Genomic DNA, 24,406 nt, shown 5'->3' with positions numbered 1-24,406 from the left:
TTTTTTACTCGTTCTCTATTTGATTATGACGTGTCTACAGTAATCTTTCTTTAAGTTTTTGTTTTTATATCAAAATACCATTTCTAAATCATCAATATTAGATAATTTTGTATGTTCATTTTATACAAACCTCATCAACTATGAAAAAAGTTATTTTATTATTAATGACGATAGCTTTGATTTCTTGTTCACCTACACAACGAACAATCATTGCTGCAAAAAAGACACTAAAAGGTGATTGGTCTCTTAACGAAATTACGTATAGTGAATCTGGTATTTTTGATGTTACCTTATACAATGATGCTACAGCAGAATGCATGGCTGGTAGTACTTGGCGTTTTATTCCTAATAACCATACAGGATATTACACTATTAATCGTTGTGAATCTACAGGTAATAGAAATTTTAGATTTACTATTCCAGAACCTGACCAAAACGGTAACTATAGTTTTTTATTTAAGCCTATAGATACTAAGAAAAAAAGTACCAATGGTAACAAAGGTTATCGTATGGGACTTGATCATCTAGATGACCAAGTTATGACTTGGAAAATGACCACTATTCTTGAAGGAAAACCATTTGTAATTACTATGAACTTTTCAAAAATTTAATTTGTTATGAATTTATACAAGACACTTTCGATACTTATTGCTTTAGCTATCTTAACTTCTAGCTGTAGTGCAATAAAAAATGCTAATAACACACAAAAAGGAGCTGTGATTGGTGCTACTTCTGGTGCCGTATTAGGTGGTATTATTGGTAATAATGTAAAAAAGAAAAACTCTGCTCTAGGTGCTATCATAGGAGGAGTTGTAGGTGGTTTGGCTGGTGGTATCATTGGGAAACAAATGGATAAACAAGCTCAAAAAATTGAAGAAGAAATTCCTGGTGCAGAAGTTACTCGTGTAGGAGAAGGAATTAACGTTGTTTTTGATGAAAATAGTGGTGTTTATTTTGCTACTAACTCTTATGCGCTTAATGCTAAATCTAAAGCTAACCTAAATAAGCTTATTGGTATTTTTAAAGAATTTCCTGATACTAATATTACTGTAGAGGGACATACTGATAATAGAGGAAATGCTGATTATAATTTAACTTTATCTAAAAATAGAGCTGAATCTGTTGTAAAGTATTTAACATCTAAAGGTTTAAATCCTTATCGTTTTCAAACATTTTGGCATGGTGAATCTTTACCTAAATACACTAATGATACTGCCGAGGGTAGAGCAAAAAACAGACGTGTTGAGTTAGGTATTGTTGCTAATGAAGAAATGAAAAAGAAAGCTCAACAACAAGGTAACTAATCTGTAATACCTTATAAAGTAAAAAAACTCATAGCGATGCTATGAGTTTTTTTTTATATCTATCGTGATCTAAAAAAGCTCTTCTTTTTAAAACTGAAAATAAATGAATGGTTGAAAATCTGCTGCATATGTTTGATAACATAATATAGCTACTGCAACTGCTACAGTTCCTTTTACCATCATAGGGCTTTTTATAAATACTGCTTCAAAATAATCCTTGGTTGCATAAGGTAACCAATGCGTAATATATCCTACAAGCATCACTCCAAAAACTAATCTATACTCCCATAAAACTAATGTTGCATTTTGCCAATCCATATTATTCATTACTTGCTCATAAAATCGAGCTATATGATCCATACTATTTCCTCTAAAGTATATTCTTGTAAAAGTTATAAAAGCAAAAGTCAAGGCTATTTTCCAGGTAGTAACGATAAAATGATTTGATTTTTCATATGGGCTAATACGTTTCCAGTATTTATAAACCAATATTCCTAAACCATTAAGTCCTCCCCAGACAACAAATTTCCATGATGCACCATGCCATAGTCCACCAATAAGCATCGTTAATAATACATTTATATTGGTATTAATATGCTTTGCTACACTCTTATTGATATGTGATAGAAAGGCAATTAACATTAATATCCAAAATACAAACATCCCAATCAAGAAATCTCCTACTGCAAATAATACTCCTGATATGATAATTGCAGAAATAATATACGAGGCTGCTGTTCCGTTTCTATTTCCTCCTAACGGAATGTATAAATAATCCTTTAACCAAGTTGATAACGAAATATGCCATCGCTTCCAGAAATCTCCACAGTGAATTGCTTTATACGGAGAGTTAAAATTCTTAGGCAATTTATATCCCATTAATAATGCTAATCCTATAGCTATATCTGTATATCCCGAGAAATCGCCATAAATCTGCAATGAATACCCAATCATAGCCATAACATTAGTAAAGCCAGAAAACATCTCGGGCATATCAAAAATAGGATCTAAAAAATTCATTGCAATAAAGTCTGCAAAAATCATTTTCTTGATCAACCCTTTTAAGATCATATATGTTCCCCTTCCAAAATCTTCTTTAGTAACAACAATATCTTTTCTTATTTGCGGTACAAAATCAGATGCTCTTACAATGGGACCTGCTACTAATTGAGGGAAGAAACTTACAAAAAAACCGAAATCAATTATAGAATCTAATGGTTTTAACTGCTTTCTATATATATCTACACTGTAACTTATAGTTTGAAACGTGTAAAATGAAATTCCTACAGGTAATATAATCGCATCTACTGTAAAATAATCTATTTGTGATATTCCGTTTGCCCAATATGCCAAAGCATTAAATACTTCATAATTGGTCTTGAATAAATAATTATAAGAATCTGTAAAGAAATATGCATATTTAAAATAACAAAGTGTACTTAAATTTAAAATTACACTTATCGTTACTAAAATCTTTCGCTTGAGCTGTGATGTACTATTATAAATAGTTTTCCCTAAGAAGTAATCATTTATCGTACTAAAAAGTAGAATTCCGATAAAAAGCCCACTTGTTTTGTAATAAAACACTAAACTTATTAAAAACAAATACGCACTTCGAACACTTTTTTTTGAATAGATTAATGCATAGATAAAATATATGATAGCAAAAAATATCCAAAAATCTGCTTGAGTAAAGATTAATGGGAACTCTTCTGAGAAAGAGAATATATCAATAAGTCTATTCATTAATTATTTGCTTAAGAACTGTTCGAGGCTGCAAACCTAAGGATCTTTCCCAAGAATTTGTTAATGCTTCTAATAATAAATCTGCTTTTATACGGTATCCTAATCTCGTAAAATGGATTCTATCTTTGGGCATAAGATCATTTTCATACCATGCCTTAGACGAATTAAATCCTCCCATAATTTCGTAAAAGTCCCATACAGCCATACAATATTTATGTGCCAAATCATAAATTACTTTTCTTGCTATACGAGTATTAGGGTTAGGATATTTTCTTTTATAATATGAATCATTAGGTACGGTTAATAAAATTGCTGCTCTGGGATTTGCCTTTAATATCATTTTAATCAGATTCTCGTAGTAATTTTTAAACTCCTGATCATCAAATTCTGTCGTATATGTATCATTTGTTCCTATAGAAACAATAAACAAATCTGGTTTATATAGCATCAATTGATCTTCAAAATACTTACAACGATTATAGTATGCAAAGCTTGCTCCATTAACCCCTATAGAAGTATATTCAATTCCTTTTCTATCATTCATTAATTCTAATCCCATCATTAAAAACTCAGATTCTTCTGGAGTTCCTATTCTTTCTATATCAAATTCAACGCTTTCAACGGTATCGTTAAAAGCATATTCTATATAATGCCCCTCTTTATTTACCTCACTATGAGTAATCAATGTACTATCTGTAAATTTTAATTGGTAATCTTCACTCCAATCATCATAAAATACTCTCAACTTATTAAAGTTGTACATTTTTTTATCATAATTGACATAGTTAGCATCTACTTTTACATGCGATATAGAATCTTTAAATACTGCTGTAACTCCAGATAACCCCCATGCTATACTATCTTTAAGTATAGAACATCTAAATCCTTTCCATTCTCCGTCGTATTCTACTTTATAATTACCTGGATTATTGGTTTTGGCCATACGATATGGATAGATAAAACCTCTTTGCCCTTTGGCCGTAGGACTCATATGTTGCAAATAGGAACGTAATCTATTAGAATAGATATCGGCCTGTATATGAGAACCACCTATATGAAATATATGTATATCTTCTTCTTTAGCTTGAACTACATTATTTAATCGTTTGTATAATGCTTTAAATGCTGGTGATTTTTCTGCAAATTTAATCTCATTAGCTTTCCAATTCACAAAGTTGTAATTGGTTTTAATGCTATCTAACAAATATTTTTGTCCATAGGATGATTTTGACACCCATAGCAATAATAAGGCGAATAATATTCTATAAGGCTTCATCGTTTTCTGATTTAAGGTCAAGATATAGGGCTGTAAAAAATAGTTCTGATATTATTTTGGTTCCTTTGGGTGTAAAATGGGTATAATCACTACCTGCTAATTTTTCATCAACCCATAGTTTCATAGATCCTTTACCTCCCATTGCATCATACATACTCCAATAAGCTACTTCATTCTTGAGGCAAGTCTCCATTAATGTTTGATTAAGATACGGTAATATTTTATAGGTTTCCATGTTTCCGTTAACAGAAGTTGACATATCTGTAGGTCCTATAAAGATTACCTGTACTCCTTTGGTTCTTCTTTTAATCCAGTTAATCTGATGTATAATATACTTACTATAATTTTCTACTTGTGTTGAGTCTTTGAGATATGGCACTGTATTTCCTCCATATTGCATGATAACAACTTTAGGTTTTAGTGTTCTTGTCATACGACTATAGTTTGTAGCACTAGATTTTGCAAACACTGTCCCTGATGCTCCACGCATAGCGACATTATCTATTTGTACTCCTTTACCACTATCTAGTGTAAGTCCATAAAAATCTGCACTTATTTTCCCTTCTAGTTCTATACGTAAATTTGTGGGCGTACTCGGTAACTTAATTTTGTAATTATGGTAATTAGCATCTGCAATTAAACTATCTCGCTGTATTAACTGATCGTTATTATAAACTTTGACCTTTATCGCATCTAAACAGTTTCCGTAATGCAATCCTATAGTATTAAATTTTCTGAGTCTTGCATATGATTTTTTGGTTTTACCTATAGTTATTGTTGCTTTTTGTATAGCCATTGTATCAAGAGCCAAGCTATCTGGTAACGTTTCTACAGCTGGTGTAAACCTTGATATAGACATATAGGTTCCATATTTTTTATGCGAAAACTTAGCTTGTGTTGGATCAAAAAGTGCATATCGTTCCCAATTATCAGATGGCACTACTTCTGCACTGATTTGTCTATATACTTGTTTTATAGGAATAAACCCTGGACCGCTACCACCATATAAACCTTGTAAACGATTACGTAAATATGACGTGATACGATCTCCTTCTAACTGTGAATCTCCATAATGTAAAATTCTACATTGTTTACTATTTAGTTTTTTTCTTAAATCACTAATAAAATCTGGCATGCTATCTGGATAGCGTATACGCACAATTTGAGTAGTATCTATTTTCGAAAAATCTATTTTTTGAGGTACAAGTTTTACTTCAGGCTCACTAATAATGCTATCAACATTTACTAATGTTTCTTCTGGTACTTCCTCTTCTATAGGAATAACACTTGTTGTTACGGTTTTTATTTGTTCTAGCGTAGCTACAGAATCTTCTTCTAATTGTAAAAAGTTTTCTGTAGTAGGATATTTAATCTGAAGCCCTGTCAATGCAAAGCCATCTTCGGCTTTATGCTTTTTCTTGATAGCCTCTTCTTGACTTAAAAATGTTAATCCAAATAAAACTCCTAATACTAGGATTAAAAAAACTGCTATCTGGATTGGTTTTATGTTCAATTTTTTGGGTTTTATGGGGTTCTTTGACTGCTATTAGTCTTTTATTGAAGCTGATTTTTCTAAATATTCTTATCTAATAATCATTTTCAATCTTTCAATATTAAGAAACTCAGCATAAAACTGCAAATCACATGCTAGTTACTAAGCTTTTATATCCCATAGACTACAAAAACTTTGTCATAAATGTCATTTTTATTCAAAATAACTAGCATAAAATCCACTATTAAGTATCTGTAAAAAAATAAACCATAGCACTTACCATGGTTTATTCTTTATAATGAATTCATTTAGACTTTTTCAATTCATTAAAATTGAAATATCTATAATTTTTGATAGTTCTTATCTTACAAATACCAACTCATTCTTTTTAATAGAGTGTTCTTCGCTAAACGAATATCCTTCATAATTAAATCCTTTAAGATCTTCTATTGTTTTTGCATTAGTATCTATGATATAACGAACCATCATTCCTCTTGCTTTTTTAGCAAAGAAACTTATTACTTTAAGTTTATCGTTTTTCCAATCTTTAAAAACTGGTGTGATCACAGGTACTTTTAACGTTTTTGTATCTACTGCTTTAAAATATTCTGTACTTGCTAAGTTTACAAACAATTCGTCATCTGCTAATTCTTCATTAAGAGATGGTGCTAATTTATCTTTCCAGAAACCATAAAGATTTTTATGTTCCTCAACAGGCAGCTTAGTTCCCATCTCTAATCTGTATGGTTGTATTAAATCAAAAGGTTTTAAAATCCCATACTGTCCAGATAAAATACGTAAAGTACCTTCTAATACATCTAACTTTTCTTCTGGAATCGTATAACTATCAAGTCCTGTATATACATCTCCATTAAATGAATATACCGCCGGACGAGCATTAGCTACTGTAAATGGTAATTTCCAATCTTGATTACGTTGCCAGTTAAGCTCAGAAAGTTTATCACTTATATGCATTAACTCTCCTATTTCTTTAGGGCTTTTTTCTTTTAATATTCCATTTAATACTTCGGCTTCTGCCAAAAAAGATCCCTGTGTATGTTTTTTTGTTGGTAATGCTGATTCAAAGTCTAAAGATTTTGCTGGAGATATAACTATTTTCATTTGCTCTTTTTTTTATGGTATGTGATCTAATCTGTAAGTTATGATTTACATCTATTTAAAATGTTACTTCTATTTGCAGATTATATCTTTTCTTTTTTCAAAAATACAATTCATTAAGGACTTATAAAATGGTTATATTTTTTTGTTATTGATATTTGTATTGATTTTTTTGATAGTCCTTTAATTTCTTTTATAAAAAAACGCCGACTTAAAGTCGACGTTTATATTATTTTCCTTCTATTTGATTCTTTGCGTAGTTTCGCCAGCGCGCTATACAATCCAACATATCTTGTGGTACTTCTGTTTCAAAATGCATTTGTTCTCCTGTCACTGGATGTACAAATCCTAAAGTACGTGCATGTAAGGCTTGTCTTGATAACACCTTAAAACAATTTTCTACAAACTGCTTATACTTAGTAAAGGTAGTTCCCTTAAGGATTTTTTCACCACCATAACGTTCGTCATTAAATAATGTATGCCCTATATGCTTCATGTGTACACGTATTTGATGTGTACGTCCTGTTTCTAGTCTACAAGAAACTAATGTTACATATCCTAGACGCTCAATCACTTTAAAATGTGTTACAGCAGGTTTTCCTTTCTCTGCTTCATCGCCTTCAAAAACGGTATTTTGTAAACGGTTTTTAGGGTGCCTTCCTATATTTCCTTCTATTGTACCTTCGTCTTCTTCTACATTCCCCCATACTATAGCCACATATTCTCGCTCACTAGTTTTATCAAAAAATTGTTTAGCAAGATGTGTCATCGCTTCTTCTGTTTTGGCTATTACCAAAAGTCCACTAGTATCTTTATCTATACGGTGTACTAATCCAGGACGATCACTACTATTATTAGGTAAATTATCAAAATGATATATCAAGGCATTAATCAATGTACCCGAATAATTTCCATGTCCAGGATGAACTACCATTCCCGCTGGTTTATTTACCACTAATACTGCATCATCTTCATATACTATATCTAGCGGAATATCCTCTGGTGTTAACAATTGTTCATATGGTGGATGAGAGAACAATACTCTCACTACATCATTGGGTTTTACCTTATGATTTGACTTTACTGCCACATCATTTACAAAAACACTTCCTTCTTTTGCAGCTTGTTGGATTTTATTACGTGTAGCATTTTCTACAAAATTCATTAAAAATTTATCTACACGTAATGGTTCTTGTCCACTACTTGCTACAAAACGATAATGCTCATATAATTCGTCTTCGTTCTGCTCTATTGGTCCTTCTACTATACTCATATCTATTGTTCTGTACGCTCTGCTCCTTCTTCTTGCGAACCTTCACCTTGATTTAATAAGGCATTGTCTCCTACTACTAAATCAATAACTGATGTTTTCATCAATTGGTCTCCCGCTTTAATTTTCTTTCCTTTATGTAATAACTCTAATACTACGTCTGTAGCAATATTAGGTTTGTATGTGATTTTACCTATCTTAAATCCTAATGCTTTTAATGTAGGCTCAACTTGTCTACGAGTACGTTGAATCAAGTTATTAGGTATTTCGACTTTTCTATATCCCGATGGATTTAATACTACATATATCTTGCGATTCTCTTTTACTTTACTTCCTGCAGTCGGGTTTTGTTCAATTACAGAATATCTCGGGTAATTAGGATTGAAGTTAGCCGAATCCTGAACTTCAAAACGCAATTGCTTTTCGGTCAAAACATCTTTGACTTGATCCAAGGTCAACTTACTCAAACTTGGTACTATAATACGTTGATCGTGATTTGTAGTTTTATTAAGCCATTCTAACCCTACAAAACATATAACTACCACTAATACTACCGCAATAATAAGTTGCATCAAGAAACTCTTGCTAAAGATAAATTTTAATAATCCCATTGGTTAATTCTTTGGGCAAAGATATAAAATGATATTTTTGTTCCTATCATAAACGTTATAATACTATTTAATATTTAAATTGTATTGAAATCATCAAATCTGTTTTGTTATGAGTACAAAAAATATCGCCATTTTAATGGGAGGTTATTCTAGTGAGTTTGATATCTCTGTTCATAGTGGAAATGTTGTATATAAATTCTTGGATCGTGATCATTATACACCTTATCGTGTATATATTACTACAGATAATTGGTATTATCTTGATGAAAACGAACATAAGTTTTTGATTGACAAAAAAGATTTCACACTTATTATTGGAGAACAAAAAATTGTTTTTGATGCAGCTTTTAATACTGTTCATGGTACTCCTGGAGAAGATGGTTTATTACAAGCTTATTTTGAATTAATAGGTATACCGCAAACTGCATGTGATTTTTATCAGGCAGCGTTAACTTTTAATAAACGTGATTGTATTAGTGCCTTGAAGCCTTACGGAATTCCTTGTGCTACAAATTATTTCTTGAATCAAGGAGATGAGATCAATGTTAAAGAAATTATTGACACTGTAGGTTTACCTTGCTTTGTAAAGGCTAACAAATCTGGAAGTAGTTATGGTGTTTCTAAAGTTAAAACTATAGAAGAAATGTTTCCTGCTATTGAACTGGCTTATAAAGAAGATGATGAAATCATTATCGAGTCTTTTCTTGAAGGTACCGAAGTTTCTGTAGGTGTAATCGAATACAATGGTGAAGCCACTGTATTACCTATTACAGAAATTGTTACTGAAAATGAGTTCTTTGATTATGCTGCAAAATATTTAGGAGAATCACAAGAAATCACTCCTGCTCGATTAAATAAAGCGGATACTGAAAAAGTAAAAGCATTAGCCTTAAAAGTATATAAACTATTAAAAATGAAAGGCTTTTCTAGAAGTGAATATATTTTTCATAATGGAGAACCTCATTTTGTAGAAATGAATACAAATCCTGGATTAAGTGAAGCTAGTATTTTGCCTCAGCAAGCAAACGCTGCTGGTATCTCCTTAACTGCATTATTTGGCAATGCTATAGAAGCTGCTTTATCCTAAATCTTTATATTTGTTAAGCGATCAAAACTTATCATTATGCGCAGAGCTATTTTTCCTGGATCTTTTGATCCTTTCACTTTAGGTCACTACGATGTAATTAGCCGTGGAATTCCTTTATTTGACGAAGTTATTGTAGCTATTGGTATTAATGGTTCAAAAAAGTATATGTTTTCTCTAGAAGAACGTAAACGTTTTATTGAAGAGGCTTTTGCTGATGAACCTAAAATCAAAGTAGTTACTTATAGTGGTCTCACTGTTGATTTTTGTAAAGAAATTGATGCTAATTTTATACTTAGAGGATTACGTAATCCTGCAGACTTTGAATTTGAAAAAGCTATTGCCCATACTAATCGCGAGTTAGCAGGAATCGAAACTGTATTTTTATTAACTGCTGCCAAGACTTCGTTTATTAGTAGTAGTATTGTAAGAGATGTTATTCGTAACAATGGTGATTATACCATTTTGGTACCTAATACAGTACGCGTTAAATAAAACAAATCAAAACCTTTCTTTTTAAATTGATTTAGAAATAAAAGGTTATTTATTATAAAAAGAGAAAGCCTGAATATTAACTATTCAGGCTTTCTCTTTTTTTTATTCTATTATATCATTATTATTCCATCACCTTTGCCATAACATGATAACGAGGATCATCGATATTGTGTTCTATAGAGTTTGCAAGTTTAGGAGAAGCCTTTACCATTAATGCTTGACACTCTTCGCTCAAATGCTTTACACGTACATGCTTTCCTGCTGCTTCATACTTCTCGATCAAATTAAAAATTGCTTCTAGTGCCGAGTGATCACTTACACGAGATTCCATAAAATCAATCTCTACATATTCTGGATCATTATTTACATCAAACTTGCTTGTAAATGCTTGTATGCTTCCAAAGAATAATGGCCCCCAAATTTCGTAAACCTTAGTTCCGTCTTCCTTGATATGTTTACGTGCACGGATACGTCTCGCGTTTTCCCATGCAAAAACCAATGCCGAAATAATTACCCCTGCAATAACTGCTATAGCTAAGTCAAATACCACAGTTAATCCAGATACAGCAATTAAAACGATAGCATCGCTCTTAGGTATTTTATTTAAAATTCTAAAACTAGACCATGCAAATGTTCCTATTACTACCATAAACATTACTCCTACTAATGCTGCAATAGGTACTTGTTCTATCAATCCAGATGCAAAAAGAATAAACATTAATAATGTTACAGCTGCCACAATACCAGAAAGACGTGTACGTCCTCCTCCTTTAATATTGATAATAGATTGTCCGATCATAGCACAACCTCCCATACCACCAAAAAGTCCTGTAATAATATTCGCTCCACCTTGAGCCATACATTCACGATTAGAATTTCCTCTAGTCTCTGTTAACTCATCAATAAGGTTAAGTGTCATTAACGATTCTATTAATCCTATAGCTGCCAGAATTAAAGCATATGGCCCTATAAATTTAAGTGTTTCCCAAGTTAAAGGTACTTTAGAAAATATATCTGCCTGAAATTGTGGTAATCCTCCTTGTAATCCTTCTCCTCCACCATCTCTAATAAAAGAACCAACTGTAGCTACATCAAGTCCCCCTAAAATTACTATTGCAGATACTACCCCTATAGCGATTAATGCTTCAGGTAACTTATTAGTTAATTTAGGTAATCCCCACATAATTAACATCGTTAATAAAACTAGTCCTAACATCATTAACAATTGATTTGTAGCTATCCATTGTTTTGCTTTTCCTGTTTTCTTAATCGAATAAATAAAGTTCCCTTCTTTATTAAAGGCCACTTGCTTATTTTGTAAATCAAACACTTGCCCATCATAAATCATGTATTTCCCTTCTTTGGTACGTACATCTTCAAATCGACCATTATCATAAGTAAACATTACATTTTGAGTAGCAACATCATATACTTTATCGTCTTTAATTTCAAAACGCTTTTCGACAGAAGTCGTCGCATATTTATCTCCACCAAAAACATCTTTTATATTTTCTTTAAACATCCCTACCTGAGATAAGAATATCACTATAGCCAATCCGTTAACAAATCCCATCATTACTGGATGCGGAATCAACCTAACAAATTTTCCTAATTTGAATACTCCAGCTAACATTTGGATAATTCCCATCAAGATTACTGTAGCAAATAAGTAGTATAATCCTAATTGTTCTCCAGCTGCTCCCATTTCGTTTCCTTCGGCAACAAGATGAACCATCACAACTGCCAAAGCTCCAGTTGCTCCAGAGATCATTCCTGGTCTTCCTCCAAAAATTGAAGTTATCAACCCAATCATAAATGCAGCATATAATCCTACTAATGGATCTACTCCTGCTACAAAGGCAAAAGCTACTGCTTCTGGAACCAACGCTAATGCTACTGTTAATCCCGATAAAATATCGTTTTTAGCATTTGCTACACGTTTTCTCACGAATTCTGTCATATCCTATATTTTTAAGGCTGCAAAAATAGTGTTATTTTCCTGTTATACAATAATTCAGACCATTCTTCACTTAGTTATCACATAATCATAACATTGCTCCATTTATCATCCTCAGCATTAACAATCTATCTTACCTTATTATTTATCATTATTCTTCCAGCTATTTCAGCTTAATCCATCATTCTTATTTTTCCTATTATATTTATGCTATAGATTCTAAATACACGAACTTTACCGATGAAAAAAATTCTATTCTTAATCCTTTCTGTAATTCTTATAGGATGTGGTACTACGACCGAGGATACTTCTTATGATTTTACTACACGCTACGAAAAAAGTCAAGGTACAGAAACGCCTACTTATCCAGAGGTCATTACATTTTATCAAAAATTAGCCGATCAATATCCTTCTATTCAACTAGAAGCTATAGGTATGACTGATAGTGGTCATCCTTTACATCTAGTTACTTTTGACCCTGATCAAAACTTTAATTTTGAAACTCTCCATCAAAAGAAAAATGTCTTATTGATCAACAATGGTATCCATCCAGGAGAAAGTGATGGTATAGATGCTACGATGTTATTGATGAGAGATTTAGCTCAAGGTCATGTAACATCTCCTAAAAACACCATTATAACAGCGATTCCTATATATAATATTGGTGGTGCATTAAACCGAAACTCAACTACTAGAACAAATCAAAATGGTCCTAAATCATATGGATTTAGAGGTAATGCTAGAAACTATGATCTCAATAGGGATTTTATCAAGAATGATACTAAAAATGCTCAAGCTTTCGCGAAAGTTTTTCACCATGTACAACCTGATGTTTTTATTGATAACCACGTGAGTAACGGTGCCGACTATCAATATACATTAACGCACCTTTTTACACAACACAACAAACTCCATCACCAATTAGGTCAGTATTTAAAGAACGAATTACAACCACAACTCGAGAACCATTTATCAGAAAAACAATGGGACATCACTCCTTATGTTAATGTATGGGGAACTACTCCAGATAAGGGATTTTCTCAATTTCTAGATACACCTCGTTATTCTACAGGATATACTACATTATGGAACACATTAGGTATGATGGTAGAAACGCATATGTTGAAACCTTATAAGAAGAGAGTTGACGGTACTTATGAATTAATGAAATCTATGATTGAAATTATAGAAAAAGATGCTTCAAAAATAAAACAACTACGCTCGTCTGCTTTGGCTTCGTTTACTAAAGAAAAAACATACCCTATACTCTGGAAAGTTGATACTACCCGGTATTCTAAATTTGACTTTAAAGGTTTTAATGGAGATTACATCCCAAGTGAAATTACAGGAGCAAATCGTTTAAAATACTATAGAGATCAACCTTACCAAAAAACAATCAAATACAAAGATTATTTTAAAGCTACCAAAAACATCTCTATTCCTGAAGCTTATATAATTCCTCAAGGATGGTGGCCTGTTATTGAACGCTTACAATTGAACAAAGTAGAAATGCATCAATTACAAAAAGACTCTACAATACAGGTAGAATCTTATCGTATAGCGGATTATAAAACCCGAAATACTCCTTTTGAAGGGCACTATCTTCATTACAATACCAATGTATCTGCTAATAATGAAAATATACATTTCTCAAAAGGTGATTGGGTTGTTCCTACTAATCAATCAGCTTTTAGATATGTATTAGAAACCTTAGAGCCAGAAGCTACTGATTCTTTCTTTAATTGGAATTTCTTTGATACGATACTACAACAAAAAGAAGGCTTTTCTCCTTATGTATGGGAAGATAAAGCCTTGGCTATTTTAAAAACAGATGCTAATCTTAAAATGTCTTTTGAACAAAAGAAAACACAGGATAGCAGCTTTGCTTCAAATTGGTATGCACAATTAGATTGGATTCACAAACATTCTGCTCACTATGAAAAAGCACATTTACAATATCCTATCTATCGTATTTTAAGACGATAAATAATCATGAGAAAATAAGAGTGTGATATTTGCATACGAATCTTTCAATGCTTTTTGAGCACTCTTATGTCCTTTCCATTTTACCTTATGAATTCCTTCTGCTATTTGTGGAACTAATTCTCCATCATAATCAGTTTTCATTTCAAACCAATAAGTCACTTTAAGTCTAAACTCACCATTGCGCTTAAACACATGAAAAGTTTTATATAGAAACTTTGTGATTTCAATTCCTGTTACTCCTGTTTCTTCTTCAACTTCTCGTATGGCGCTAATCGGTATTGGTTCTCCTTTTTCTGTCTTACCTTTAGGCAAATCCCACTTTCCATTACGATGGATAAAAAGTATTTCATTCTTATTATTAAAGACTTTTCCTCCTCCAGCGACAATTACAGGCAATTTTTTATATAAATGCTTGAATAATTTTTCTTCATTTTTGTGATACAAATGTATCTTTGTTGACGTTCCGTCAAGAATACCTCTAATAATAGTTATAAAATCGGCTTTTTTAATCGGAATCGATTTATAATTGGAGTCTGTAGACTTTTCGGTCGATAGAATAATCGGCGTATTATTTACAAAAACTTTATACATTTGCATTATGATTTTTGACAAAAATACAGCAAAAAAAACTGCTGAACTATTATTGCAAATTAACGCAATTAAACTACAACCACAAGAGCCTTTTACATGGGCCTCTGGATGGAAGTCTCCTATCTACTGTGATAACCGCATAACATTGTCTTATCCACCTATTCGTAACTTTTTAAGAGAGCATATCGCTAAGTTTATCGAACAAGAATATGGTAAACCTGATGTTATTGCTGGAGTAGCAACTGGTGCTATAGGAATAGGTATTCTCGTTGCAGAGTATCTTAACTTACCTTTTATTTATGTTAGACCTGAAGCAAAAAAGCATGGTCGACAAAATCAAATAGAAGGAATCATACCTAAAGGTAAAAAAGTTGTTGTTATCGAAGACTTAATTAGTACTGGTAAAAGTAGTTTGAACGCAGTCAAAGCTCTTATAGCGGCAGAAGCACAGGTTAAAGGTATGGTTGCTATTTTTAATTATGGATTTGAAATAGCTACTCAAAACTTTAAAGAAGCTAATTTATCGTTACATACTTTGAGTAATTATGAAGCGTTATTAGAACAAGCTAAAGATACCAATTACATCACCTCTCAAGAATTAGAAACCCTACAAAGCTGGAGAGAACATCCTGCTGAGTGGAATCAATAAATAGTAAACTTACTTATATAATGAATTTAGAAAGTCCTACTGTAACTGTAGATAAAACTCCTCAAGAAGTTTTTGATTTTTTATCAAAAGTTGAAAACTTTGAGCAAATTATGCCTGATAGCAAACAAAAATTTGAAGTGATTAACGACAAACGTTTTGTTTTTCAATTAAAAGGTATGCCAGAAATCGTATTAGAGCAAAAAGATAGTACTGCTCCTAATAAAGTAGTTTTAGGTGCTGCAAGTGATAAATTACCATTTACACTTACTGCAGACATTAAAGAAACTGCTGATTCAAAAAGTGAAACAAAATTAGTATTTGAAGGTAAATTCAATGCTATGATGGGTATGATGATCAAAGGACCTATCCAAAATTTCATCAATACTTTAAGCGACAAGTTAGGAACTATCTAGTATCGTAATTTGATTTGTTTTAAATCAAATTCTTGTACGATTTCATCTTCTAATAAAACATTTAGTTTTCCTGAAGGAGAAACATTACATATGATACCTACAAAAGATTCACCCTTTACATCTTGAAATGTAGAGGGTTTGTTTTTTCTAAATAACAACGCTTCATACGCTTTATGCAATACATCAAACTCATTTGCTTTTAACAGTTCAATATATTTTTTTAAATTATCAAGAATAACCATTGTCAACTCATCTATGTTAAAAAACTTACCTGTAATAAGCTTAAGAGAACTCGCCTGAGGTAACCCTTCAAAATCGATTTGATTAACATTCAAACCTATTCCCACAATAACACCTGTTAATTGTCCATGAGTTACTATATTTTCAATCAGAATTCCACATACCTTTTGTTTATCAGACAAAATGTCATTTGGCCATTTGATTTTAATTTTAGGTATCAATAAACTTTGCAAAGTTTTACTTATAGCAAGAGCAACAGCCATAGAGATATAAAACTGCGATGATAAAGCAAATCCTTTCATCGGTACAAACACACTACAAGTCAGATTCTCACCTGCTTTACTCTTCCATATCGTTCCCATTTGCCCTCTTCCTGCTGTTTGTTCTCTAGCCGAAACAGTAGTAAAAGCTTCTACAGATGTTGAGCGAATAAGATCTCTTAAAAATGTATTTGTTGACTCAATGGCATCAACTTTGATTATACGCATAATATATCGTTAAAATATCAAAAAAAGTTTTAACAAATATGCACAAATAAGGTTACTTAAATCACAAAAAATAATAACTTTACACAAATTAAAATTTTTGCATGACAAAAAAAGAAATTAGTACAGACCAATTAATTACTCATATCATTAAGGGGATAGAAGAGGTTAAAGGCGAAGATATCGATATTTTAGACTTGAGAGAGATTGAAAATACGGTATGTAGCTATTTTATCATATGTAACGGAAACTCAAATACACAAGTAAATGCTATTGTAAGTTCAGTTCAAAAAATAGTTAGTAAAGAACTAAAAGACAAGCCTTGGCATGTAGAAGGGACTGAAAATGGAGAATGGGTTTTAATTGACTATGTAAATGTAGTTGTACATGTTTTCCAAAAGCACATACGTGAATATTATGATATAGAAGGGTTATGGGGAGATGCCAAAACTACTTCTATAAAAACAAATTATTAAATCAGAAATAAGCTTAGATGGCGAGAGATAATAAAAAACCAGATTTTAACAAAAAGCCTAAATTTAGCGCTTACTGGATTTATGCAATCATTCTAGTAGGTTTTATAGCTTTAAATTTTCTAGGTGGTAGTGGATGGATCGATCCCGCAAAAATTAATCCATCAGATTTTAATCAATACCTAAAAGAAGGTGAAGTTGCAAAAGTTGTTATAGTTAATAGAAAAATAGCTAAAGTATACTTAACGCCAGAAGCATCTTCTCTTGATAAACATCAAGGTTCAAAATCAAAATCACTACTTCCCAAAAGTCCTCAAGAAGCAAATTACCAATTTGAATTTGGGGATTTACAAAATTTTGAAAATCAAATTAACAGTGTAATTTCAAAAGAAGGACTTAAAACCTCTGTAGTATATGAGACCGAAAGTAATTTTATGGCAGATATTTTACTTTCACTACTCCCTTTTGCCTTAATCATTGGAGTATGGATTTTCATTATGCGTAGAATGAGTGGTGGTGCCGGTGGTGGAGCTGGAGGTCAGATATTTAATATCGGAAAATCAAAAGCTAAACTATTTGATCAAAACACTGATGTAAAAGTATCTTTTGAAAATGTAGCTGGATTAGAAGGTGCAAAAGAAGAAGTACAAGAAATTGTTGACTTCTTAAAAAACCCAGAAAAATATACCTCTTTAGGAGGAAAAATACCTAAAGGAGCTTTATTAGTAGGACCTCCTGGTACAGGTAAAACCTTATTGGCAAAAGCTGTTGCTGGTGAAGCCAAAGTTCCTTTCTTTTCTTTATCAGGTTCTGATTTTGTAGAGATGTTTGTGGGAGTTGGAGCTTCTCGTGTAAGAGACTTGTTCAAACAAGCCAAAGAAAAATCACCTGCAATCATCTTTATTGATGAGATAGATGCTATAGGTCGTGCAAGAGGAAAAAGCAATTTCTCTGGTTCTAATGACGAAAGAGAGAACACACTTAACCAGTTATTAACAGAGATGGATGGTTTTGGTACCAATACAAATGTAATTGTTTTGGCTGCTACTAACCGTGCAGATATCCTTGATAAAGCATTAATGCGTGCTGGACGTTTTGACAGACAGATATATGTTGATCTTCCAGATGTAAGAGAGCGTAAAGAGATTTTTGAAGTGCATTTAAAGCCTCTTAAAAAAGAAGAAGATCTTGACACTGATTTCTTATCAAAACAAACTCCAGGATTCTCTGGTGCAGATATAGCAAATGTATGTAATGAAGCTGCTTTAATAGCTGCTCGTAACAACAAAAAAGCTGTAGGTAAACAAGATTTCCTTGATGCTGTAGATCGTATCGTAGGTGGATTAGAAAAGAAAAACAAGATCATTTCTCCTGCAGAGAAAAGGGCTATTGCATTCCACGAAGCTGGACATGCTACGGTAAGTTGGATGCTTGAGCATGCTGCTCCTCTTGTAAAAGTAACTATTGTTCCTAGAGGGCAATCTCTTGGTGCTGCATGGTATTTACCAGAAGAACGTCAAATCGTGCGTCCTAAACAAATGTTAGACGAGATGTGTGCTACCTTAGGAGGAAGAGCTGCAGAGAAAGTTATCTTTGATGAAATCTCTACTGGCGCATTAAGTGATCTAGAAAAAGTTACAAAGCAAGCTAGAGCTATGGTTACTATTTATGGTCTGAATGATAAAATAGGTAACTTGACTTATTATGATTCTTCTGGTCAAAGTGAATATAACTTTAGTAAGCCTTATAGTGAACAAACTAGTGAATTAATAGATAAAGAGATCTCTAAAATCATTGAAGAACAATATCAAAGAGCTATCGATTTATTAGAGAATAATAAAGATAAATTAACTGAATTAGCCGAAGTATTACTAGAAAAAGAAGTAATCTTCAAAGATAATTTAGAAAAGATATTTGGAAAACGTTCTTTTGGAGAAACTGAAACTGAAGCAGAAGTTTCTACTGAAGAAGAGTAATCTTAAACCATATTAATCAATGGGTTATCTATAAGAATTACGGAGAAAACGTAAAAAATCTTAATTCAAGTTTAAACTTGAATTAAGATTTTTTATATCTTTGGAAATAAACAAACAGATAATCCCCCAATCACTAATAAAGAATGAGTCTATTTAGAAGGTTATTTTCTCGAAAATCTAAATCAGACCAAACCAGCAAGTCTCCTATTGCAGATGATCGCAGTAAATATATGCCTGAGGTTAATCTTCCTATTGATGAACAATTTATGATTAACTTTAAGCGTAATGGTGGTAAATTCCTATACTGTGATAACGAAAGCGAATTACAGGAGTCTTTTGATAATATCTTATTAGAAAATGATTGGTACGAAAAAAAGGTTTGTTGTTTTGAACCTTCCTTAGAAAGTAAATTTCAAGGATACAATCTTGAATTTACTCAACACACTACTACTGATTTTTATTTTGCTACTTGTGAGTATCTAATTGCAGATACAGGAGCAATCCTTATTTGCTCAAATCAATTAAGCGAAAAAAAGTTATCCGAACTTTCAGATAATATTGTTATTGTTTCCTCGACAAGTCAACTAGTAGGTAATATAAGTGAAGGATTAAAAGGTATTAAAGAAAAAAATAAAAACGCTATTCCTTCAAATATCACAACTATTAAGAATTTTGAACCTCAAAAAGAAAAAGATTTCTTAAGTTACGGCAGTATTTCTAAAAATTTATATTTACTGTTATTAGAAGACCTATAAACCAATGAAGGAATTAGTAACACGATCACTATCGGGATTTTTGTTTGTCTCGATACTCTTATTCGCAATATTTTTTCACAAATATTCATTTATCGCTGTCTTTTCTATCTTCGGATTCATCTGTATTCAGGAACTTCAACGACTTATTCATTTTAAGAACTATTGGCTTTATCTCATATTTGCTTTTTTAGTTGTTGTTTTTGTAGGTTTCACACCTCCTCAATACATAACAGGAAGCTTATTAGCCCTTACCTTGTTAACTCAAGTTTTATTAATACGTGATTTATTAACTATCCGTATTATACCAATGTTTGAAAAGAAGAAATATCTGGTAAGTATTTTCTATCTTATTTCTTCAATGACATTTTTGTTAATCTTACCCTGTTATCAAGGATTTTATCAACCCGAAATTATTGCAGGTGCATTTTTATTAATATGGACTAATGATACTTTTGCTTATCTCACAGGTAAAAATTTTGGAAAACATAAATTATTAGAACGTATTTCTCCTAAAAAAACCATCGAAGGTTTTGTCGGAGGATTTGCCTTTTCTTTAATAGCCGCTTATATCATTTCGTTATACGCTACTTCGCTATCATTACCTATTTGGATTGTAATAAGTATTATAGTAAGTTTCTTTGGTACTTTAGGAGATTTAATTCAATCAAAATTTAAAAGACAAGCCGGAGTTAAAGATAGTGGTTCTCTTATGCCTGGCCACGGTGGTATGTTTGATCGTTTAGACAGTATCATTTTTGCTAGTCCTTTTTTATACTTCTTTTTAGAAGTAATGAAATTTTTTGGACAAGTTTAATTCTAGTTTCTTTATTAAATTCTCTTACAAAGACTTATTTTTGTATTAAGTAAAACTTATGACCGAAGAAGAGTTAAATATCGCCTTTGAAAATGCTTTTAAGCGTGCTAGTGCTACAAAAATACAATTAGCACCTGATATTATGCTTCATTTTTATGCCTATTATAAACACGCTACATACAATCAAGGGCTACACACTCCTTCTGGATCAAACGAAGTGAGAAACGCTTTTAAACTTAATGCTTTGTTTCAAATAAAGAACCTAAGCCCTCGAGAAGCAAAACTTAAATATATAGCTCTAGTTAATAAATATATTACTGATTAGAATTAACTATTCTATTTTAAAAATAAGATTTCTAGTATCAACCAGAGTGTTCTCTATTTTTATTTTAACTCTACTATACTCGTTTATTATTTCGCATAAAAAATCCCCTTTATTATATTTAACAAAGAGGACTTTTATAATGTATTTTATATGGATCTTATTAATTTTTCAATCCTTCTAAACTCGTTTTAAGTGTTTCTATTTTACTTAACGCATCTGATTCTTTTTTACGTTCCATAGCAATTACCTTCTCTGGTGCATTATTTACAAAACGCTCATTAGATAATTTCTTTTGAACCGATTTTAAGAATCCTTCTGTATACGTTAACTCTTCAGTTAATTTCTTTATTTCATCTTCTACATTAACACTTCCCGCAATCGGAATAAAATATTCATTAGATTTTACTCTGTATGCTAATGCTCCACTCACCTTCTCTCCCACATAATTAATAGCAGAAACATTACCAAGCTTTGCAATTACCTCATCAAAAATAGGCGCTACTTTTTCGTTATTAACCACTGATAACTCTATAGTTTCTTTAAACGAAATATTCTTTTCTTTTCTAATATTACGTATTCCAGATACTACCTCTGAAGCAAAATCAAAAGCAGAAATCAACTCTTCGTCAACAGTTGTTAACGATGGCCATTTATTAATAATTAACGCATCTTCTGTTGAACGCTCTGTAATATGCTGCCAAATCTCTTCTGTTAAGAATGGCATAAACGGATGTAGAATTCTTAAGTTGTCTTCAAATAATGCTATAGCTGCTTTATATGTAACACTATCAATAGGTGCACCATAAGCTGGCTTTATCATTTCTAAGAACCAAGAGCAGAAATCATCCCAAATTAACTTATAGATAGCCATTAAAGCATCAGATATTCTATATTTAGAAAAATGATCTTCTATTTCAACTAAGGCCTTCTGTAATTTAGCTTGATACCACTCTATCGCTATTTTTGAAGCTTTAGGCTGTACTGTTTCTTCGCTTACTTCCCATCCTTGTACTAGGTTAAAAGCATTCCAAATCTTGTTTCCAAAACCTTTTCCTTGTTGGCAAAGCGCTTCATCAAACATTAAATCATTTCCTGCAGCACTACTTAATAATAATCCTACACGTACACCATCTGCACTAAAATCTTCTATCAATTTTAACGCATCTGGAGAGTTTCCTAATGATTTAGACATTTTACGTCTTTGTTTATCTCGTACTAATCCTGTAAGATAAACATTAGAAAATGGTTTTGCATCTGCATACTCATATCCCGCAATAATCATTCTTGCTACCCAGAAGAATAAAATATCTGGTCCTGTTACAAGGTCATTAGTAGGATAATAATATTTAAACTCCTCATTATCTGGATTACGTACCCCATCAAACACACTCATAGGCCATAACCAAGAAGAAAACCATGTATCAAGAGCATCTGGATCTTGTTTTAAATCTGCTATAGTTAGAGACGCATTAGCTGTTTTTTCTTGAGCTAGCTTTAAGGCCTCTTCTTTATTTTCTGCAACAACAAAATCTTCTTTACCTTCTCCATAGAAATAAGCAGGAATCTGTTGCCCCCACCATAATTGTCTAGAAATATTCCAATCGCGGATATTTGTCATCCAATGACGGTATGTATTTTCAAACTTTTTAGGAAATAGCTTTACCTCTTCATCTTCAAGTACAGCTTTTATTGCTGGCTTAACCAACTCTTCCATTTTTAAGAACCACTGATCAGATAATCTAGGTTCTATAACAGCCTTTGTACGCTCTGATGTACCAACTTTATTAAGGTGACTTTCTTTCTTTATTAATACACCTAAGGATTCTAGTTCTTTGGCTATAGCTTTACGTGCCTCAAAACGATCTTGTCCTTTATAATGTAATCCAAAAGAGTTTAGACTAGCATCTTCATTAAAAATATCGATTACTTCTAATTGATGTTTGTCACCTAAAACCTTATCGTTCTCATCATGTGCAGGAGTTACTTTTAAACACCCTGTACCAAACTCCATATCTACATACTCATCTTCTATAATAGGAATCACACGATTTGCAATAGGTACAATAGCTTTCTTTCCTTTAAGATGGGTCAATCGTTCATCATTAGGATTGATACAAATTGCCGTATCTCCAAAAATAGTTTCTGGTCGAGTTGTTGCAATTGTCAACACTTCATCAGATCCTTCTACTTTATAATTGATATGATATAGGAATCCTTGACGTTCCTCATAGATCACTTCTTCGTCTGATAATGTAGTTTTTGCTTCTGGATCCCAGTTTACCATACGGTAACCACGGTAAATCAATCCTTTGTTATACAAATCTACAAAAGATTTAATTACAGCTTCTGACATATCGTCATCCATAGTAAACTTAGTACGTTCCCAATCACAAGAAGCACCTAGTTTTTTTAACTGCTCTAAGATAACGCCTCCATATTCTTCTGTCCACTCCCATGCATGTTTTAAAAACTCTTCTCTAGTAATATCATTTTTATCAATTCCTTGAGTTTTTAATTTTGCTACAACCTTGGCTTCTGTAGCAATAGAAGCGTGGTCTGTACCTGGTACCCAACAAGCATTTAATCCTTTAAGACGAGCTCTACGAATTAATACATCTTGAATTGTATTGTTAAGCATGTGTCCCATATGAAGGACTCCTGTGACATTGGGTGGTGGTATTACTATAGTATATGGTTCTCTTTCATCTACTTCAGAATGAAAATAATTATTTTTCATCCAGTAATTATACCATTTCTCTTCTACTGCTTTCGCATTATATTTTCCCAATGATGCCATACTTTGGTCTAGTTTTTGAAGTTAGAAGTGCAAAAGTAACTATAATATAGTAACTACTGCAATACCGCTATGTATTATTTTGATGTTGTTTAAAAAGTATTTACTTTTACAGTTAACTAAAACCTACATTATGAAAAAAATAGTTATGTTTTTGTTTGTAGGCCTTTTAAGCATTTCACTTCATGCTCAAGATGCCAAAGCAAAAATCGAATTTAAATCTGACGTAATCGATTATGGCGAAATCGCCAAAGGAAGTGATGGTGTTCGTAAATTTCAGTTCACCAATACAGGAGATGCTCCTTTAATCATTTCTAGAGTTCACTCAAGTTGTGGATGTACTATACCTAAAAAACCAGAAGGACCTATTGCCCCGGGAGCTACTGGAGTTATTGAGGTAAAGTACGACACTAAAAGAGTTGGACCTATTCGTAAAACGATCACTGTATATTCTAATGCAGTACAACCTACAAAGGCTATTAAGATAAAAGGAACCGTTTTAGATCCTAATAAAAGTGTTCTTGAAAAATCTTAAATAATATAGTATAACC

At 32.1% G+C, this 24,406-nt stretch carries 23 protein-coding genes; 13 read left to right on the top strand and 10 right to left on the bottom strand.

Translation table 11 applies throughout. The features are described from left to right. Positions 1-140 precede the first annotated feature (140 nt). Positions 141-611, top strand: coding sequence for a lipocalin family protein (locus ACYEKI_RS10850; protein WP_459211211.1), 471 nt, complete (start codon positions 141-143; stop codon positions 609-611). 6 nt (positions 612-617) lie between these two features. Then, complete coding sequence (locus ACYEKI_RS10845) at positions 618-1,304, top strand: OmpA family protein (RefSeq protein ID WP_459211210.1); 687 nt, start codon at positions 618-620, stop codon at positions 1,302-1,304. An 87-nt stretch (positions 1,305-1,391) separates the two neighbouring features. Here ACYEKI_RS10845 and ACYEKI_RS10840 read toward each other — a convergent pair whose 3' ends face one another. The 6 genes from ACYEKI_RS10840 to ACYEKI_RS10815 form a co-directional block, all read right to left on the bottom strand. Then, positions 1,392-3,050: an MBOAT family O-acyltransferase gene (locus tag ACYEKI_RS10840; protein ID WP_459211209.1), complete on the bottom strand. Its 1,659-nt coding sequence runs from the start codon at positions 3,048-3,050 to the stop codon at positions 1,392-1,394. Then, positions 3,043-4,326 (bottom strand): DUF459 domain-containing protein, encoded by a 1,284-nt coding sequence (locus ACYEKI_RS10835; RefSeq protein ID WP_459211208.1) that lies wholly within the window; start codon positions 4,324-4,326, stop codon positions 3,043-3,045. The genes ACYEKI_RS10840 and ACYEKI_RS10835 overlap by 8 nt, the downstream gene beginning before the upstream one ends. Beyond that, positions 4,313-5,839: an SGNH/GDSL hydrolase family protein gene (locus ACYEKI_RS10830; RefSeq protein WP_459211207.1), complete on the bottom strand. Its 1,527-nt coding sequence runs from the start codon at positions 5,837-5,839 to the stop codon at positions 4,313-4,315. The genes ACYEKI_RS10835 and ACYEKI_RS10830 overlap by 14 nt, the downstream gene beginning before the upstream one ends. Positions 5,840-6,178: 339 nt before the next feature. Next, positions 6,179-6,940 carry a peroxide stress protein YaaA gene (yaaA, locus tag ACYEKI_RS10825; RefSeq protein WP_459211206.1) on the bottom strand — a complete coding sequence of 254 codons (762 nt, stop codon included), beginning with the start codon at positions 6,938-6,940 and terminating at the stop codon, positions 6,179-6,181. A gap of 226 nt (positions 6,941-7,166) precedes the next feature. Next, positions 7,167-8,210, bottom strand: coding sequence for an RluA family pseudouridine synthase (locus ACYEKI_RS10820; RefSeq protein WP_459211205.1), 1,044 nt, complete (start codon positions 8,208-8,210; stop codon positions 7,167-7,169). A gap of 2 nt (positions 8,211-8,212) precedes the next feature. After that, positions 8,213-8,818, bottom strand: a complete 606-nt coding sequence (locus ACYEKI_RS10815; RefSeq protein ID WP_459211204.1) for a PASTA domain-containing protein — start codon at positions 8,816-8,818, stop codon at positions 8,213-8,215. A 109-nt stretch (positions 8,819-8,927) separates the two neighbouring features. On the opposite strand from ACYEKI_RS10815, the gene ACYEKI_RS10810 reads away from it, so the two are divergent. Continuing rightward, the gene (locus ACYEKI_RS10810; RefSeq protein ID WP_459211203.1) at positions 8,928-9,905 is read left to right on the top strand and encodes a D-alanine--D-alanine ligase; all 978 of its coding nucleotides are present in this window, start codon (positions 8,928-8,930) and stop codon (positions 9,903-9,905) included. A gap of 36 nt (positions 9,906-9,941) precedes the next feature. Next, a complete protein-coding gene (gene coaD / locus ACYEKI_RS10805; RefSeq protein WP_459211202.1) occupies positions 9,942-10,397 on the top strand; it encodes a pantetheine-phosphate adenylyltransferase in 456 nt (151 codons plus the stop codon). Between the two features lie 121 nt (positions 10,398-10,518). On the opposite strand, the gene ACYEKI_RS10800 is transcribed toward coaD, so the two are convergent. Continuing rightward, positions 10,519-12,357: a SulP family inorganic anion transporter gene (locus ACYEKI_RS10800; protein ID WP_459211201.1), complete on the bottom strand. Its 1,839-nt coding sequence runs from the start codon at positions 12,355-12,357 to the stop codon at positions 10,519-10,521. A 237-nt stretch (positions 12,358-12,594) separates the two neighbouring features. Here ACYEKI_RS10800 and ACYEKI_RS10795 point away from each other — a divergent pair, with 237 nt between their 5' ends. After that, the gene (locus ACYEKI_RS10795) at positions 12,595-14,340 is read left to right on the top strand and encodes a M14 family metallopeptidase (protein ID WP_459211200.1); all 1,746 of its coding nucleotides are present in this window, start codon (positions 12,595-12,597) and stop codon (positions 14,338-14,340) included. Here the strand turns inward: ACYEKI_RS10795 and ACYEKI_RS10790 are convergent. Beyond that, a complete protein-coding gene (locus tag ACYEKI_RS10790) occupies positions 14,329-14,931 on the bottom strand; it encodes an NUDIX hydrolase (RefSeq protein ID WP_459211199.1) in 603 nt (200 codons plus the stop codon). The two genes, ACYEKI_RS10795 and ACYEKI_RS10790, sit on opposite strands and share 12 nt — an antisense overlap. 7 nt (positions 14,932-14,938) lie before the next feature. Between ACYEKI_RS10790 and pyrE the strand changes: the two genes are divergently transcribed. Then, the gene (gene pyrE, locus ACYEKI_RS10785; RefSeq protein WP_459211198.1) at positions 14,939-15,580 is read left to right on the top strand and encodes an orotate phosphoribosyltransferase; all 642 of its coding nucleotides are present in this window, start codon (positions 14,939-14,941) and stop codon (positions 15,578-15,580) included. 20 nt (positions 15,581-15,600) lie between these two features. After that, positions 15,601-15,993 (top strand): SRPBCC family protein, encoded by a 393-nt coding sequence (locus tag ACYEKI_RS10780; protein WP_459211197.1) that lies wholly within the window; start codon positions 15,601-15,603, stop codon positions 15,991-15,993. On the opposite strand, the gene ACYEKI_RS10775 is transcribed toward ACYEKI_RS10780, so the two are convergent. Continuing rightward, entirely contained in the window at positions 15,990-16,721 is a 732-nt protein-coding gene (locus tag ACYEKI_RS10775; protein WP_459211196.1) for a biotin--[acetyl-CoA-carboxylase] ligase, read from the bottom strand. The two genes, ACYEKI_RS10780 and ACYEKI_RS10775, sit on opposite strands and share 4 nt — an antisense overlap. Before the next feature lie 101 nt (positions 16,722-16,822). Between ACYEKI_RS10775 and rsfS the strand changes: the two genes are divergently transcribed. The 5 genes from rsfS to ACYEKI_RS10750 all read left to right on the top strand — a co-directional run bounded on the left by rsfS (position 16,823) and on the right by ACYEKI_RS10750 (position 21,061). Next, positions 16,823-17,194: a ribosome silencing factor gene (gene rsfS / locus ACYEKI_RS10770; protein ID WP_459211195.1), complete on the top strand. Its 372-nt coding sequence runs from the start codon at positions 16,823-16,825 to the stop codon at positions 17,192-17,194. A gap of 17 nt (positions 17,195-17,211) precedes the next feature. Continuing rightward, positions 17,212-19,167, top strand: a complete 1,956-nt coding sequence (gene ftsH / locus ACYEKI_RS10765; RefSeq protein WP_459211194.1) for an ATP-dependent zinc metalloprotease FtsH — start codon at positions 17,212-17,214, stop codon at positions 19,165-19,167. 143 nt (positions 19,168-19,310) lie between these two features. Continuing rightward, the gene (locus tag ACYEKI_RS10760; protein WP_459211193.1) at positions 19,311-19,922 is read left to right on the top strand and encodes an LUD domain-containing protein; all 612 of its coding nucleotides are present in this window, start codon (positions 19,311-19,313) and stop codon (positions 19,920-19,922) included. A 4-nt stretch (positions 19,923-19,926) separates the two neighbouring features. Beyond that, entirely contained in the window at positions 19,927-20,736 is an 810-nt protein-coding gene (locus tag ACYEKI_RS10755; RefSeq protein WP_459211192.1) for a phosphatidate cytidylyltransferase, read from the top strand. A gap of 58 nt (positions 20,737-20,794) precedes the next feature. Then, positions 20,795-21,061 carry an acyl-CoA-binding protein gene (locus ACYEKI_RS10750; RefSeq protein ID WP_459211191.1) on the top strand — a complete coding sequence of 89 codons (267 nt, stop codon included), beginning with the start codon at positions 20,795-20,797 and terminating at the stop codon, positions 21,059-21,061. Between the two features lie 160 nt (positions 21,062-21,221). Here ACYEKI_RS10750 and ACYEKI_RS10745 read toward each other — a convergent pair whose 3' ends face one another. Then, positions 21,222-23,858, bottom strand: a complete 2,637-nt coding sequence (locus ACYEKI_RS10745) for a valine--tRNA ligase (protein WP_459211190.1) — start codon at positions 23,856-23,858, stop codon at positions 21,222-21,224. Positions 23,859-23,988: 130 nt separating this feature from the next. Here ACYEKI_RS10745 and ACYEKI_RS10740 point away from each other — a divergent pair, with 130 nt between their 5' ends. Further along, positions 23,989-24,390, top strand: a complete 402-nt coding sequence (locus tag ACYEKI_RS10740; protein WP_459211189.1) for a DUF1573 domain-containing protein — start codon at positions 23,989-23,991, stop codon at positions 24,388-24,390. Positions 24,391-24,406 lie beyond the last annotated feature (16 nt).

This window comes from Aquimarina rhabdastrellae (genome assembly GCA_947387485.1).
GTDB lineage: Bacteria > Bacteroidota > Bacteroidia > Flavobacteriales > Flavobacteriaceae > Aquimarina.
The sequence above is the reverse complement of the archived record's forward strand: the minus strand, read 5'-3'. Positions and strand labels throughout refer to the sequence as shown.